This window comes from Arsukibacterium sp. (assembly GCF_018402695.1).
Classification (GTDB): Bacteria; Pseudomonadota; Gammaproteobacteria; order Enterobacterales; family Alteromonadaceae; genus Alishewanella.
Genome location: NZ_JAGYIM010000011.1, coordinates 338,351 through 352,421 on the forward strand (window position 1 = coordinate 338,351; position 14,071 = coordinate 352,421).

Below are 14,071 nucleotides of genomic sequence, written 5' to 3' on the forward strand. Positions count from 1 at the left end.
AATAATTTTATGAGGTTACTATGACAACATTATATGAAAGCCGTTACCCGACCCATCCGGACGATGTAAAACATTACGATACTGACCAGCTGCGGCAGCATTTTCTGGTCGACAACCTGATGCAGGCTGACAAGCTGGTGTTGTGTTACACCCACTACGAGCGGGTTATTGTTGGCAGCGCAGTGCCGGTGGCAGGCCCGGTGCAACTGTCGGCGCCAGAGCAGCTTAAGGCAGAGTATTTTTTAAAGCGGCGTGAGCTCGGTATTATTAACGTTGGTGGAACCGGTACAGTCAGCGTTGATGGTACGCGTTACCAGCTAAAAAATACTGAGGCGCTCTATATTGGTATGGGCGCCCGCGACGTCATGTTTCACAGCGCTGATGCGGGCACGCCGGCGAAGTTCTATCTGAATTCTGCGCCCGCGCACCACGCTTTTCCAACCAAACATCTGACCATGGATAATTGCACTGTACTGCAAATGGGCTCATTGCAAACCTCTAATGAACGGGCTATTCACCAACTGATGATCAACGATGTGGTGGAAACCTGCCAGTTACAAATGGGCTTAACGGTGCTGAAGCCTGGCAGTGTCTGGAATACCATGCCGGCGCATCAGCATGATCGGCGAATGGAAGCCTATTTTTATTTTAATCTGGATGAAGAGCAACGGGTTTGCCATTTTATGGGCCAGCCAGAGCAAACCCGGCATATCTGGGTTGCCAACGAGCAAGCTGTCGTATCGCCGGCCTGGTCTATTCACAGCGGTTGTGGCACCAGCAATTATGCTTTTATCTGGGGGATGGCAGGTGAAAACCTCGATTATCACGATATGGATAAATTTCCGGCCAGCGCGATGAAGTAAGCGCGGCGGCTGCGGTATTGATGCCGCGATATTTTATTGAGTAAGGCATGCAACAAGACATGCCATGCTTGGCAACAGGACAGGACGAAATATGAAAATAATGACCCGCCAGGCCACGATGAGCCTGATGCTGCTGGCCAGTATCTGGCTCAGTGGTTGTCAGCCGCAGCAGGAGCATGTCACGCTGCGTCTGGCCCATACGCTGGATCAGGAGCATGTGGTGCATAAGGCCATGGTGTTGATGGGCGAGCGGCTGCAGCACTATTCAGATGGCAGTATGCAAGTGGAAATCTACAGCGGCGGCCAGCTGGGTAACGAACGTGAACTGATTGAACTGCTGCAGATTGGCAGCCTGGCGATGACCAAGGTATCGGCCAGTTCGGTAGAAAGCTTTGTACCGCAAATGCGCGTATTTAGTGTGCCTTATATTTTTAACGACAATGCCCATTTATGGCGGGTGCTGGAAAGCCCGACCGGCCAGCAGTTATTAACGGATCTGGAGCCGGCCCGCTTGCGTGGCCTGGGTTATTACGATGCCGGCAGTCGTAGTTTTTATTCCACCAATACTGAAATTAACAGCCCGGCCGATTTACGCGGTAAAAAATTCCGGGTACTGGCCAGTCAGACCGCGGTGCGGATGGTTGAAGCTTTAGGTGGCGCCGCGACGCCGGTTGACTGGGGTGAGCTCTACACCGCATTGCAGCAGGGGGTAGTTGACGGCGCCGAAAACAATCCGCCGAGCTTTTATTTATCCCGTCATTATGAGCTGAGTAAGTTTTACACCCTGGATGAACATACCGCCGTACCGGATGTGATGATTGTCAGTCTGGCGGTGTGGCAGGGCTTAACGGCGCAGCAACAGCAATGGTTGCAGCAAGCTGCCGATGATTCAGTAGTCTACCAGCGTGAGGCCTGGGCCGAGGCGTCAGATCAGGCACTGGCTGCAGTAAAAGCCGCCGGCGTAAAAGTGATATACCCGGATAAACAACCGTTTCGAGATGCCGTAAAGCCGTTTCATCAAAGTTTACAGCAAACTGAAATTGGCCCGGTGCTGCAGCAAATTGCCGCCTTAGCTGAAACGTCGGAGGCAGAGAATGATTAAGTTTATGCAGCTTATTGATAACGCGCTGAAATGGTTTCTGGCGTTTTTGATGGCCACTATCGTGCTGGTCGTGTGCTGGCAGGTGGTATCACGCTTTGTCCTGAATGCACCCAGCTCCATGACTGAAGAGTTATCCCGTACCTTACTGATCTGGATCGGCATGATTGGCGCTGCCTTTGCGTATCGCACCGGTGTCCATCTGGGGCTGGATATTGTTACCCAGAAGTTCAGCCCGGCAGGGCGCAAACGGGTAGCCATTGTGCTGACTGCGGCAGTGGCATCTTTTGCGGTCGCGGTAATGGTGGTGGGAGGCGGCAATCTGGTGCGGCTGACCTATCAGCTGAATCAGATGTCGGCCGCGCTGGATATTAAAATGGCTTATATCTACCTGGCTATTCCGTTATCCGGCGTACTGATAGCATTTTATGGGGTGTGTCAGCTTTATGCGCTGGCCACCAACCAACGCTTGCCGGTTGTTAAGGGAGTGCACTAATGGAATTAGCCGTATTAGTATTGTTAGTGGTATTTTTTGGCTTATTGCTGTTAAACGTACCAATCTCGTTTTGTATTGGCCTGGCCACTCTGGCCACCATCTTGCTCAGTGTCGACTTTATGCCGGCCGTAACCACTATGGCGCAGCGGATGGCGGGAGGTATCAACAGCTTTGCCTTACTGGCGATCCCGTTCTTTATTTTGTCGGGCTTAATTATGGGCCGCGGCGGCATTGCCAAACGCTTAATTGAATGTGCAATGGCCTTAATTGGCATGCTGCCGGGCGGGTTGGCACTGGTAAATGTGGTGTCGTGTATGTTTTTCGGAGCGATTTCCGGCTCGGCCGTCGCCGCGACCTCGGCCATTGGCAGTTTTATGCTGCCGGAAATGAAAAAGCAGGGTTACGATGTCAATTACAGCGCGGCGGTGACGGCCGCTGCAGCCACAACCGGTATGTTAATTCCGCCCAGTAATATTTTAATTGTATACGCCATTGCCAGTGGCGGGGTATCGATAGCCGCATTATTTATTGCCGGCTACCTGCCGGGCATTTTACTGGGTATTGCGCTGATGATTGTCTGCGCTGGCTACGCCAAAATAAAAGGCTACCCGGTAGGGGCAAGGTTACCGTTAAAATTAGTGGTGCAAAAAATTGCTGCTGCTGTCCCCAGTCTATTTATGATCTTTCTGGTTATCGGCGGCATTATCAGCGGTATTTTTACCGCGACCGAAGCGGGCGCTATCGCCGTGGTGTATTCGCTGATTTTGGCCGTGGGTATCTACCGGGAAGTTAAAACCTCTGAGTTGCCGGCAGTACTGATGAAAGCAGCAGAAACAACAGCCATTGTTATGGCATTAATTGCTACTTCATCAGCCATGTCGTGGATTTTGTCTTATGAGCAAATTCCGCAAGCGATTAGTGCCGCCATGCTGACAATCAGTGAAAACCCGCTGCTTATTTTACTGATGATCAACCTGATTTTATTGCTGGTAGGCGCCTTTATGGACATGACACCGGCGGTACTGATTTTTACCCGATATTTCTGCCGGTTGCGGTAGAGCTGGGCATGAGCCCACTGCATTTTGGCATTATGATGGTGCTTAATCTGTCAATTGGTCTGGTGTCCCCGCCGGTGGGTAGTGTGTTATTTGTCAGCTGTGCCATCGCTAAAACCAGGATTGAAGCCATTATTAAACCACTGATGCCGCTTTATCTGGCGATGTTTGTCGTACTGATGCTGGTAACCTATATTCCGGCAATCAGCGAATGGTTGCCGGCCCAGTTTGGTTTTTAATAACTGCTGTACAGGAGAATACCGATGGTAAGCTATGTTATTCCAAATCTGGCCAATGCCTGTCGTATTATCAGTCTGGTCAGCGAATCTGAACAGGGTTTAAGTTTAACTGAGTTGGAGCAGGGGTTGTCCCTGCCGAGGACAACGGCGTTTCGGATCCTGCAAACCCTTTGTCAGGAACGGGTACTGGCAAAGCAGGGCAAACGCTATCAGGTGGGTGCCCAACTTTTTAAATTAGGCATTAATGTGCTGAGCTCACAGCGCTTGTCGCAGCAAGCCCTGCCTTGTTTACAGCAACTGGCGTTAAAAACGGGGTTAAGCAGTCATCTGGCGTTACCGCACTCAGAAGGCGCGCTGTTAGTTGAGGTATGTGACAGCCCTAACCCATTGCGTCTGGCGGCCCGGCCAGGCACAGTTGCTGTGTTCAATTGCTCAGCGGCCGGTAAAGTATTTCTGGCGCATCACTATCTGGATCAATTGGCTGAACTGGCGCAAGCCGGGCGCTTTGCCAGCCTGACGAAACGAAGCATCACCGAACTGCCACAACTGCAAAGTGAGTTGCAAAGGGTACTGGCCCGCGGCTATGCTGCAGATGAAATGGAATATCACAACGATGTGCGCTGTCTGGCGGCACCCGTTCGCAACGAGCAAGGTCAGGTGGTAGCGGCCGTTGGCGTCACCGGGCCGCTCGCGGTGTTTGGTAAACAGCCAATCACTGCTATTATTGCTGCCTTAAAACAAACTGCCATTGATATTGCACTTAGCACCTACCGGCCGCAATTGCTGGCCGGTAACGTCAGTGGTCATTAAGATGAGAAGTATGCAAAAACAAGCCACCATAAACGATGTTGCCCGGATTGCCGGCGTATCAAAACGCACGGTATCAAGGGTGATTAATGGCTCGCTCAGCGTTGGCGACGGCACCCGCTTGCGGGTAGAAAAGGTAATAAGCGATTTAAAATACTCGCCAAATACCCAGGCCCGGGGGTTGGCATCCAGCCGCTCTTATTTGCTGGGGCTGATTTATGACAACCCCGACGCGCTGTACTTAGATGATGTCCAGCGCGGGGTGCTGGAAGTGTGCTCTAACCTCGGTTATGAGTTGGTGGTGCACCCGTGTCGTTATCGCAGCGAATCGCTGGTGCAAGACTGTTTGCGCTTTATGCAGCGCTCAAAGTTAGACGGGGTGATAGTGCTGCCGCCGGTATCGGAGTCAGAAACGCTAGCGCAGGCGCTGAAAGATTCTGGCAGCCCTTATGTACGGTTGAGCTCCGTGGCTCTGGATGAACCGAAGCATATAGTGGTATCGGATGACAGAGCCGCAGCAGCAGAGATGGCGCGTTATTTTGCTCAGTTAGGCCATGAAAAAATTGCCTTTATCAGTGGTCCCCAGCGTTATAAATCGTCTACCGAGCGGATGGAAGGCTTTCAGTTAGGGCTGTCAGCCTATGGGATTAAAATTGAGCCGCAGCGGATTATCGAAGGCAATAACACCTATGAGACTGGTATTGAATGTGCCCGCCAATTGCTGCAAGCCGAGAATAAACCCACGGCCATTTTTGCCAACAATGACCAGATGGCTGCCGGCGTGCTAAAGGTAGCGCATAGTATGGGCATCAAAGTGCCGGAGCAATTGTCGGTTGCCGGCTTCGATGACAATATGCTGGCCTCGCGGGTGATCCCGGCGCTAACCACTATCCGCCGGCCAGTGCGGCAAATGGCCCTGCTGGCCACCAGTAAAATGATTATGTCGATTGAAAATAACGACAAAGCGGCCAGCAATGTCGCTGCCAAAGTGGCGCCAACGTTGGTGGTGCGGGAATCAACGGCCCGGGTTGCAACCCCTTCGCAACCCGAATAATTTACCCTGGGGCAGGCACTTAATAGCATGCTCCGATTATTTTGCTACCGATGGCAAAAAATTTGGTGTTTTACTTGCCACCGGTGGCAAAATAGTTATTATAGTTGTAGCAGCATTATCGGTAAGCCATTTTAATGGTTACCGGCATGGCCAAAACAGGAGAAACAGATGATAAATCCGCGTAAGCGCCTACACTTGAAAACCCTTGGTCTGGCAAGCGCCGGCTTATCATTATTATCTCTGCAGGGGTGTTCAGGCATGGCTTTATCAGCTGCTGATGGACAAAATGATAATGTTAACAATGACGATGAAAAACAGTGGCAACAAGCCGATGCTATTATTGCCAGCATCGCCCCAACTGCGTTTCCGACACGTGACTTTCTAATTACCAGCTATGGGGCGAAAGCTGACAACGGTTTTGACAATACCAGCGCCATCAAGGCAGCAATTACGGCCTGTAATAGTGCCGGCGGCGGCCGGGTAGTAGTGCCAGCAGGTCGTTTTGAAACCGGTGCTGTCCATTTAATGTCTAATGTGAACTTACATCTGCAGCAAAATGCCGTGTTGTCGTTTTATACCGATGCCAGTCATTATATGCCTTACGTGCTGACCCGCTGGGAAGGGGTGGAGCTGATGGGCTACTCGCCACTTATCTATGCCTTTGAGCAGGAAAATATTGGCATAACAGGGCAGGGGATCCTGGAGGGTAACGGCTCCAACAGCCAGTGGTGGCCCTGGAAAGGCAAATGGAAACATACTCCCTGGCAGCTTGATCCGACTATCGATCAGGCCAATACCCGCACCCCGCTGTTTGAGATGGCCGAGGCAGGCGCGCCGGTGAGCGAACGGTTATTTGCAGAAAATTATTTACGGCCGCCCTTTATTCAACCGTATCGCTGCAAGCGGGTGTTGATTGAGAACGTGACTATCCGTAACTCACCGTTTTGGTTAATTAATCCGGTATTGTCTGAGGATGTGATTGTACGCGGCGTGAATTGCGTTAGTCATGGCCCGAATTCTGATGGCTGCAACCCGGAGTCCTGTAACAGGGTGCTGATTGAAAACTGCCTGTTCGATACCGGCGATGATTGTATTGCCCTGAAATCCGGCCGCAATAACGATGGTCGCCGCCTGGCGACGCCGGTGCAAAATGTGGTTATTCAGGATTGCATGATGCGCGCTGGTCATGGTGGCGTGGTACTGGGCAGTGAAATCTCCGGTGGCGCCCGTAATATTTTCGCCAGGCGCTGCCGGATGAGCAGCCCTGATTTAGACCGCGGCATCCGGATTAAAACCAATTCGGTGCGTGGTGGCTTAATTGAAAATATCTATATCCGCGATATTGAAATTGGCGAAGTAACAGATGCCATCGTGATTAACTTCTTCTATGAAGAAGGCGATGCCGGTCAGTATCTTGCCGCAGGTGAAAGAATTTGCATATCAGTAATTTACGGGTGCAAAAGGCAGAGCGCGCTTTTTTGTTACGCGGTTTTGAGCGGGCACCAATCAGCGGGGTCAGCTTGCACAATGTGCAGTTTAACCAGACAACCAGTATTGGCGTGCTGGAAAATGTGGCGCAGATCGATCAGGTCGATGTCACGTTAAATGGCCAGGAACTAAAGTTATGATTTTTATTGATTTCGATGTATTTGGTGGGGCGGCAACCGGTTTGCCCACAGCAACACGCCGTGAATACATCCCTGTAGGCTCCGATTTCCGGCAGTCCAGTGGCTGATCAACGGCGTTCGGTTTAGGGCAAGACCTGAGTTTCACGCTGGTGCAGTCGGCTCGAGCAACTCGAGCGTTTTTTAATCACAGTTTGCCACCGCTAGACAAAACAGAGATAGGCTGAATTATGAGCACAGAGCAAAAACCAGGTTGCAGTACCACGCTGGATACCCCGGCCGATATCGGCGAGCAGTTGCAGGCTGTTGCAGGTGCACCCGCGCGACAATGTGTTAGTGGCGTTGCAATCGCTGGCAAGCGGCGCCACGCTGGCTGCGCCTTATCAGCATATCACGGCCAAACAAGACGTAACGGCCGGCCATAAAGTGGCCCTGACGGCAATTGCCAAAGGTGAACCGGTAATTAAATACGGCTTTGCCATTGGTGCTGCGACCACCGATATCAAAGCCGGTGAGCATATTCACTCGCACAATCTGGCCACTAAACTCAGTGGCCAGGTCGATTATCGTTACGACGGTTGTCAGGCGCCGCCGCTGGCGTTTCCTGATGGTTTACCAACAGAATTTATGGGCTACCGCCGCGCCAATGGCAAAGTAGGTACCCGCAATGAGCTGTGGATCATCAACACCGTTGGCTGCGTTAACCGCGCCGCGATGCGGGTGGCCGAGCAGGCACGCAAGCTATATGGCGATGACATAGATGGCATACACGCCTTTACCCATCCGTTTGGCTGCTCGCAGCTGGGCGACGATTTAGATAATACCCGCACCCTGCTGGCAGGCTTAATTCAGCACCCTAACGCCGGCGGTGTGCTGGTAATGGGGCTGGGCTGTGAAAACAATCAATTAAGTAAACTACTGGCAGCCAGTCCGGGCGTTGATCACAGCCGCATTCGCTCTTTTAATGCCCAGCAGGTAGAAGATGAAATAGAGCAGGGCCTGGAGGCGGTCGCAGAGCTGGTGGCGCAAATGCGCAACGATAAACGTACTGCCTGTCCGGTGTCTGATTTAGTGGTAGGCATGAAATGCGGTGGCTCTGATGGTTTAAGTGGTTTAACCGCTAATCCGTTAGTGGGGCGGATTGCCGATCTGGTGGCCGCTGGCAATGGCAAGGTGGTGCTTACCGAAACTCCGGAAATGTTTGGCGCTGAGCAGGTATTTATGGCCCGCGCGGCTAATGAGCAGGTGTTTGCCGACATTGTTAAGCTGGTTAACGACTTTAAACAGTATTTTATCGATAACAAGCAACCGGTATACGAAAACCCCAGCCCGGGCAATAAAGACGGTGGTTTAACCACCTTGGAAGAAAAGTCACTCGGTGCCATTCAGAAAGGTGGCTCAGCTATCGTGCGTCAGGTTATACGCTATGGCGAAATGGCCAGCCAAAGTGGTTTAACTCTGCTGGAAGGGCCGGGTAACGATGCGGTGTCATCCACGGCGTTAACGGCAGCGGGCGCAACCTTGCTGTTGTTTACCACTGGCCGGGGCACGCCATTGGGCTTTCCGGCGCCAACGGTAAAAATTTCCTCCAACTCGGCGCTGGCCGGACGTAAGCCGCAATGGATAGATTACGACGCCGGCGGGTTACTGAAAAAAGGCCAGGATGCTACTGAATTCAGCCAGCAGTTTTTCAGTTACCTGCTGGATGTAGCGTCGGGCAAAACCACCCGTAATGAACAAACCGATAATCGCGAAATCGCCATCTGGAAAAACGGCGTGACCTTATAACAACCAGTTAAATATAGCCCTGGCGGCTTGAGAAACAGACAGATAACAGTGAAACAGGATTTTTAATATGACAGAGAAAAAACCGGTACAGCCATTAGAACTGCATCCCGACAGGCTATTCCCGTCTGATCCTGTGCAGCGCGATATCGCCAGGCGCTTGTATCAGCACATTAAGCACTTACCGATTGTCAGCCCGCATGGCCATACCGATCCACGCTGGTTTGCTGATAACACAAACTTCGACAATGCTACCGCGTTGTTGCTACTGCCCGATCACTATGTGTTTCGCATGTTATACAGCCAGGGCATTAAGCTGGAAGAGCTGGGTATCCGCCGTAAAGATGGTAGCGCAGTGGAAACGGATTACCGGAAAATCTTCCATATCTTTGCCAAACATTATTACCTGTTTCGTGGCACCCCATCCCGTATCTGGCTCGACAGCGTGTTTGCTGACGTATTCGGGTTAGCAGATTGCCTGTGCGAGCAAACAGCCGATCATTATTATGACAGCATTAACGCCCAGCTGGCTAAACCTGAGTTTAAACCGCGGGCCTTGCTCGATCGCTTTAATATTGAACTGATTGCCACCACCGAAGGCGCGTTAAATGACTTAAAACATCATGCCAAACTAAAAGGCACGGGGTATGAGCACAAAGTGATTACCACCTTCCGGCCAGACGATGTTATTGATGCCGATCGTGCTGATTTTGCTGGCAATGTCGCGAAACTGGGCGAGCTTACCGGCGAAGACACGCAAAGTTGGCAGGGATACCTGGCTGCCTTGCGTAAGCGCCGGGCCTTTTTCCGTGAACATGGCGCTACCGCCACCGATCATGGCCACCCGACTGCCAATACTGCTGATTTAAGCGAAAGCGAAGCGGCTGCTTTATTCGCCCGCTGCCTGGCCGGGAATGCCAGCGCCGCCGATGCCGAGCTATTCCGCGGCCAGATGCTGACCGAAATGGCCGGTATGAGCCTGCAGGATGGCATGACTATGCAAATTCACCCGGGCGCGCATCGCAACCACAATAAGGTGATTTTTGAGCGCTTCGGCCCGGATAAAGGCGCTGATATCCCCAGCCCGACCGAGTTTGTCAGCAATTTAAAACCCTTGCTGCAAAAATACGGCAACGAAGCGGGCCTGAATATTATTCTGTTTACCCTGGACGAAACTACTTATGCCCGCGAGTTAGCGCCACTGGCCGGCCATTATCCGGCATTAAAACTGGGCCCGGCCTGGTGGTTCCACGACAGCCCGGAGGGCATGTTGCGCTTTCGCCATCAGGTAACGGAAACCGCAGGTTTTTACAATACCGTTGGCTTCAACGACGATACCCGGGCCTTTTTATCGATACCAGCGCGGCACGATGTGGCGCGGCGGATTGACTGTCGCTTTCTGGCCGGTTTAGTCGCAGAGCACCGGCTAACCGAAGCCGAAGCACACGAACTGGCTTACGAGCTGACTTACGGCTTAGTGAAAAAAGCGTACCAGTTAAACTAACTGGCTTTGTGAAAGTTACACCAATATCGCAAGCGCAGCTCAGTAACAGCTAAACAAAGCGTCTGCCGCATGGATGCGGCAGAGACAAATTCGTCGGGAACGAATTTGAATGGCGTAGCCACCCGAAGGGCAAACTGCAGGAAGCAGTTTGTAAGTCTACAGGGATGGGTTTACGGCGTCTTTGTGTGCTGTTGCTGAGTGGAGCCAGAACCGCATAAATTGGATACAGACATTTTATGACAAATCTCAGTAATCAGACTCTTGCGAGTCTAAACGGCAAGCTGCCAATACCCGGCTATAGGCTGGCAGAGCAACAGCCACAAATTGGCATAGTCCATATTGGCCCCGGCGCCTTTTTCCGTGGCCATCAGGCCTGGTATACCGAACAGGCCCTGCAATTTGGCGGCGACTGGGCCATTAGTGCCGTGTCAATGCGATCCCCGGATGTCAGCCAGGCGTTAAGCCCGCAAGATGGCCTTTATACCCTGGCCGTGCTCGATGCTGAGCAAAGCTATCAGGTGATTGGTTCCGTTGCAGAAATACTAGTTGCCAGCGAACAATATCAGCAAGTACAGGCCCGCTTAACGGCCGGCAGCACCAAGTACGTGACGTTAACCATTACCGAAAAAGGCTACTGCCTGAACAATGCCGGTAAGCTGGATTTAAAGCACCCGCAAATTCAGCAGGATCTAGCCGGCACTTCGCAGCCCATTACTGCTGTCGGCATGTTATTCAGTGCGCTGGCCGCACGTTATCAGGCCAATATCGCGCCCTTTTGCGTGATTAGCTGTGACAACCTGACTGATAATGGCCACAAACTGCGCGCGGCCATTATTGCTTATGCTGAGCAGAAAGACGCTACGGTCGCCAACTGGCTGGCCCAGCAACTTATTTGCCCCTGTACTATGGTCGACAGTATTACCCCGGCTACCGATGATGTACTTAAAACTCAGGTAGCCGAGCTGCTGGGTTTGCAGGACAACTGGCCGATCAAGCGCGAAGCCTTTGTGCAGTGGGTAATTGAAGATATTCTGCCGGCCGACCGCCCGGCATGGCAGCAAGCCGGGGTTATTTATGCCCAGGATGTCAGCGCCTTTGAAAAAGCCAAACTGCGGCTGTTAAATGCGCCGCACTCCACCCTGGCCTATGTTGGTAGCCTGCTCGGTTATGAAACCGTGTATGACGCTATGCAGGACAAGCAACTGGTCAGTTTTATCGAGCAAATGATTAACGATGAGCTGCTACCGTCGTTTAAAGCACCTGCTGAGCTGGATGTTAAGCAATACAGCCAGGATATTCTGGCCCGTTTTCGTAACCCGGCCATTCGCCATCTGCTGGCACAAATTGCCTGGGATGGCTCGCAAAAGCTGCCAATGCGGGTATTGCCTGCCATTAGCGACAACCTGGCCCAAGGCCAGCCCATCGCCAAACTGGCCTATGCCATTGCTGCCTGGTGCCGCTTTATTGTTAAGCGTTATCACGATAACGAGAAGCTGGTCGACCCTTTGGCCGAGCCGTTACTGGCCGTTGCCGCCCAATGCAGCGGTAAAGCGCAGATTGACGTGCCGTTATTTCTGGCCGTCGATGCCGTGTTCCCGCCCGAACTTAGCCTAAACTCCGAATTTCAACAGGCAGTCGTTGCCGCCTATCAACAAATTGTTACCCGCCAGGCGCTGCCGGCGGCCGCTGCAGGAGCACGTTAATGTCAGCTTTACCCCCATCTTTATCGTTGCCTGCTTTGCTGTCAGGTGTTGTCAAAGGCCCGGCCTTACTGCCAATTATTCAGGCTGATACCCCGGCAGAAGCGGTAAAAATTGCCAAAGCCCTGAGTGCTGGTGGTATTGGCTCGGTGGAAGTGGTGCTGCGCACCCGCGAGGCGCTGGCAGGCATTACCGCTATCCGCAAGGCATTACCTGAATTACTGGTAGGTGCCGGTACTATTTTATCCGCAAGCGACGCCACCGCTGCCAAAAACGCCGGTGCCCAGTTTCTGGTTAGTCCGGCCAGTACGCCAAAACTGCTGGAAGCGATGATCGACTGCGGCCTGCCATTTGCGCCAGGCGTCGCTACCCCCTCAGAAATTGCCATGGCGTTCGAGTATGGCCTGACCGAAGTGAAGTTTTTCCCGGCACATTTGTCTGGCGGCATCGACATGCTAAAGGCGCTGAGCAGTATTTTTCAGCAAGTACGGTTTTGTCCCACAGGCGGTATTGGCCAGCATAATCTGGCGGATTTTCTGGCGCTGCCGAATGTGTTTGTGGCAGGTGGTTCCTGGTTAACCCCAGCTGCTATGGTTAAAGCCGGGCAGTGGCAGCAAATAAGCCAGCTGGCGGCACAGGCCACCGCTATTGCCAATAAACTTAAAGCAGCCGCCTGAGGAGCATCGAATGAGTAAACGTATCGTGATTATGGGCGAGTGTATGGTCGAGCTGTTTCAGCTGGTCGACAACGTCTATCACCAGAATTTTGCCGGCGATGTGTTTAATACCGCGGTCTATTTAAAGCGGACCTGCGAAGTACCGTTAGATGTGCAGTTTTTCACGGCAGTCGGCACTGACCGGATCAGCGACAAACTGGTAAGGGCGGTAGAGCGCGAGAAGATTGATACCAAACTGATGCTGCGCAGTAAAACCGCCCGCCCTGGCCTGTATATGATTAATACCGACGCCTTTGGCGAGCGCAGTTTTGTCTACTGGCGCGACAGCTCAGCGGCGAAGCAGGTGGTGCAATGCTTTATGGCGCAAAGTAATTACGACGCGCTGAAGGGCTGCGATATGTTTTATTTTTCAGGCATTACCCTGGCGATTTTATCGGATGCCGACCGCACTACCTTATTTACGCTGATAGAGCAGCTAAAGCAGGATGGCAGCCAGATTGTATTTGACCCTAACTACCGGCCTGCGCTATGGCCCAACGCCGATACTGCCAAAGCGGCTATTTTACAGGCGTACCGGTTGGCCGACATGGCATTGCCGGGGCTGGATGATCATAAAGTGCTGTTTGATGCCGAGCGTACCGATCAGGTGGTTGAGCATTTAACCGAGCTGGGTGTGGCGGAAATCATTGTTAAAGACGGCAAAAACGGCATTAACGGCCGCTTTGAACAAGAGTGTTTTAGCGCCATGGCCTACCCGGTGAAAAAAGTGGTGGATACTACCGCTGCGGGCGATTCCTTTAACGGTGGCTATTTAGCGGCACGGTTAGGCGGCATAGCGCCCCAGCAGGCGGTGAAGTTTGCCGCCCGCCTGGCCGGTTTTGTGGTTGAGCATACTGGCGCCATTGTCAGCAAAGAACACTTTAATGGCTTCTGGGCCAAGCACCGGCCATCAAGCTTTGTGAAATAACTGTAAGTTACGGTGGCTTTGTTACGAACCGATTCTCCCTTTGGTGGTAACGCCAGGATGACAACGTCAAAAGCAGGTTGGAACCCCGAAGCGCACAGCCACAGAGTGTCTGAGTGAGCGAAAGCGAGCGAGTTGCTGTGGCGAGCACATCGGGTGTTGCAACCGGGAAAAGATAACAAACAAACAAGATCCGGCGAAAA

Annotated in this window: 11 protein-coding genes and 1 pseudogene; all 12 read left to right on the forward strand. The window is 52.3% G+C overall.

Annotation, left to right across the window (positions count from 1 at the left end; translation table 11 throughout):
- Positions 1–20: 20 nt before the first annotated feature.
- The 12 genes and pseudogenes from kduI to KG631_RS06420 all read left to right on the forward strand — a co-directional run bounded on the left by kduI (position 21) and on the right by KG631_RS06420 (position 13,871).
- The gene (gene kduI / locus KG631_RS06360; RefSeq protein ID WP_213996859.1) at positions 21–863 is read left to right on the forward strand and encodes a 5-dehydro-4-deoxy-D-glucuronate isomerase; all 843 of its coding nucleotides are present in this window, start codon (positions 21–23) and stop codon (positions 861–863) included.
- 91 nt (positions 864–954) lie between these two features.
- Positions 955–1,965 (forward strand): TRAP transporter substrate-binding protein, encoded by a 1,011-nt coding sequence (locus tag KG631_RS06365; RefSeq protein ID WP_213996865.1) that lies wholly within the window; start codon positions 955–957, stop codon positions 1,963–1,965.
- Positions 1,958–2,458 (forward strand): TRAP transporter small permease, encoded by a 501-nt coding sequence (locus tag KG631_RS06370; protein WP_213996867.1) that lies wholly within the window; start codon positions 1,958–1,960, stop codon positions 2,456–2,458. Before KG631_RS06365 ends, KG631_RS06370 begins: the two co-directional genes overlap by 8 nt.
- A pseudogene (locus KG631_RS06375) lies at positions 2,458–3,752 on the forward strand (TRAP transporter large permease). Before KG631_RS06370 ends, KG631_RS06375 begins: the two are co-directional and overlap by 1 nt.
- 24 nt (positions 3,753–3,776) lie before the next feature.
- Entirely contained in the window at positions 3,777–4,562 is a 786-nt protein-coding gene (locus KG631_RS06385) for an IclR family transcriptional regulator (RefSeq protein WP_213996874.1), read from the forward strand.
- A gap of 10 nt (positions 4,563–4,572) precedes the next feature.
- Positions 4,573–5,613 (forward strand): LacI family DNA-binding transcriptional regulator, encoded by a 1,041-nt coding sequence (locus tag KG631_RS06390; RefSeq protein ID WP_213996877.1) that lies wholly within the window; start codon positions 4,573–4,575, stop codon positions 5,611–5,613.
- Between the two features lie 258 nt (positions 5,614–5,871).
- On the forward strand, positions 5,872–7,218 hold the full coding sequence (locus KG631_RS06395; protein ID WP_213996879.1) for a glycoside hydrolase family 28 protein: 1,347 nt from the start codon (positions 5,872–5,874) through the stop codon (positions 7,216–7,218).
- Between the two features lie 332 nt (positions 7,219–7,550).
- The gene (locus KG631_RS06400) at positions 7,551–9,026 is read left to right on the forward strand and encodes an altronate dehydratase family protein (protein ID WP_365868309.1); all 1,476 of its coding nucleotides are present in this window, start codon (positions 7,551–7,553) and stop codon (positions 9,024–9,026) included.
- 67 nt (positions 9,027–9,093) lie between these two features.
- Entirely contained in the window at positions 9,094–10,527 is a 1,434-nt protein-coding gene (uxaC, locus tag KG631_RS06405; RefSeq protein ID WP_213996882.1) for a glucuronate isomerase, read from the forward strand.
- Positions 10,528–10,763: 236 nt separating this feature from the next.
- Positions 10,764–12,230 carry a mannitol dehydrogenase family protein gene (locus KG631_RS06410; protein WP_213996884.1) on the forward strand — a complete coding sequence of 489 codons (1,467 nt, stop codon included), beginning with the start codon at positions 10,764–10,766 and terminating at the stop codon, positions 12,228–12,230.
- Positions 12,230–12,904 carry a bifunctional 4-hydroxy-2-oxoglutarate aldolase/2-dehydro-3-deoxy-phosphogluconate aldolase gene (eda, locus tag KG631_RS06415; protein WP_213996890.1) on the forward strand — a complete coding sequence of 225 codons (675 nt, stop codon included), beginning with the start codon at positions 12,230–12,232 and terminating at the stop codon, positions 12,902–12,904. Before KG631_RS06410 ends, eda begins: the two co-directional genes overlap by 1 nt.
- A 10-nt stretch (positions 12,905–12,914) precedes the next feature.
- On the forward strand, positions 12,915–13,871 hold the full coding sequence (locus KG631_RS06420) for a sugar kinase (protein ID WP_213996894.1): 957 nt from the start codon (positions 12,915–12,917) through the stop codon (positions 13,869–13,871).
- The last annotated feature ends 200 nt before the right edge of the window (positions 13,872–14,071 follow it).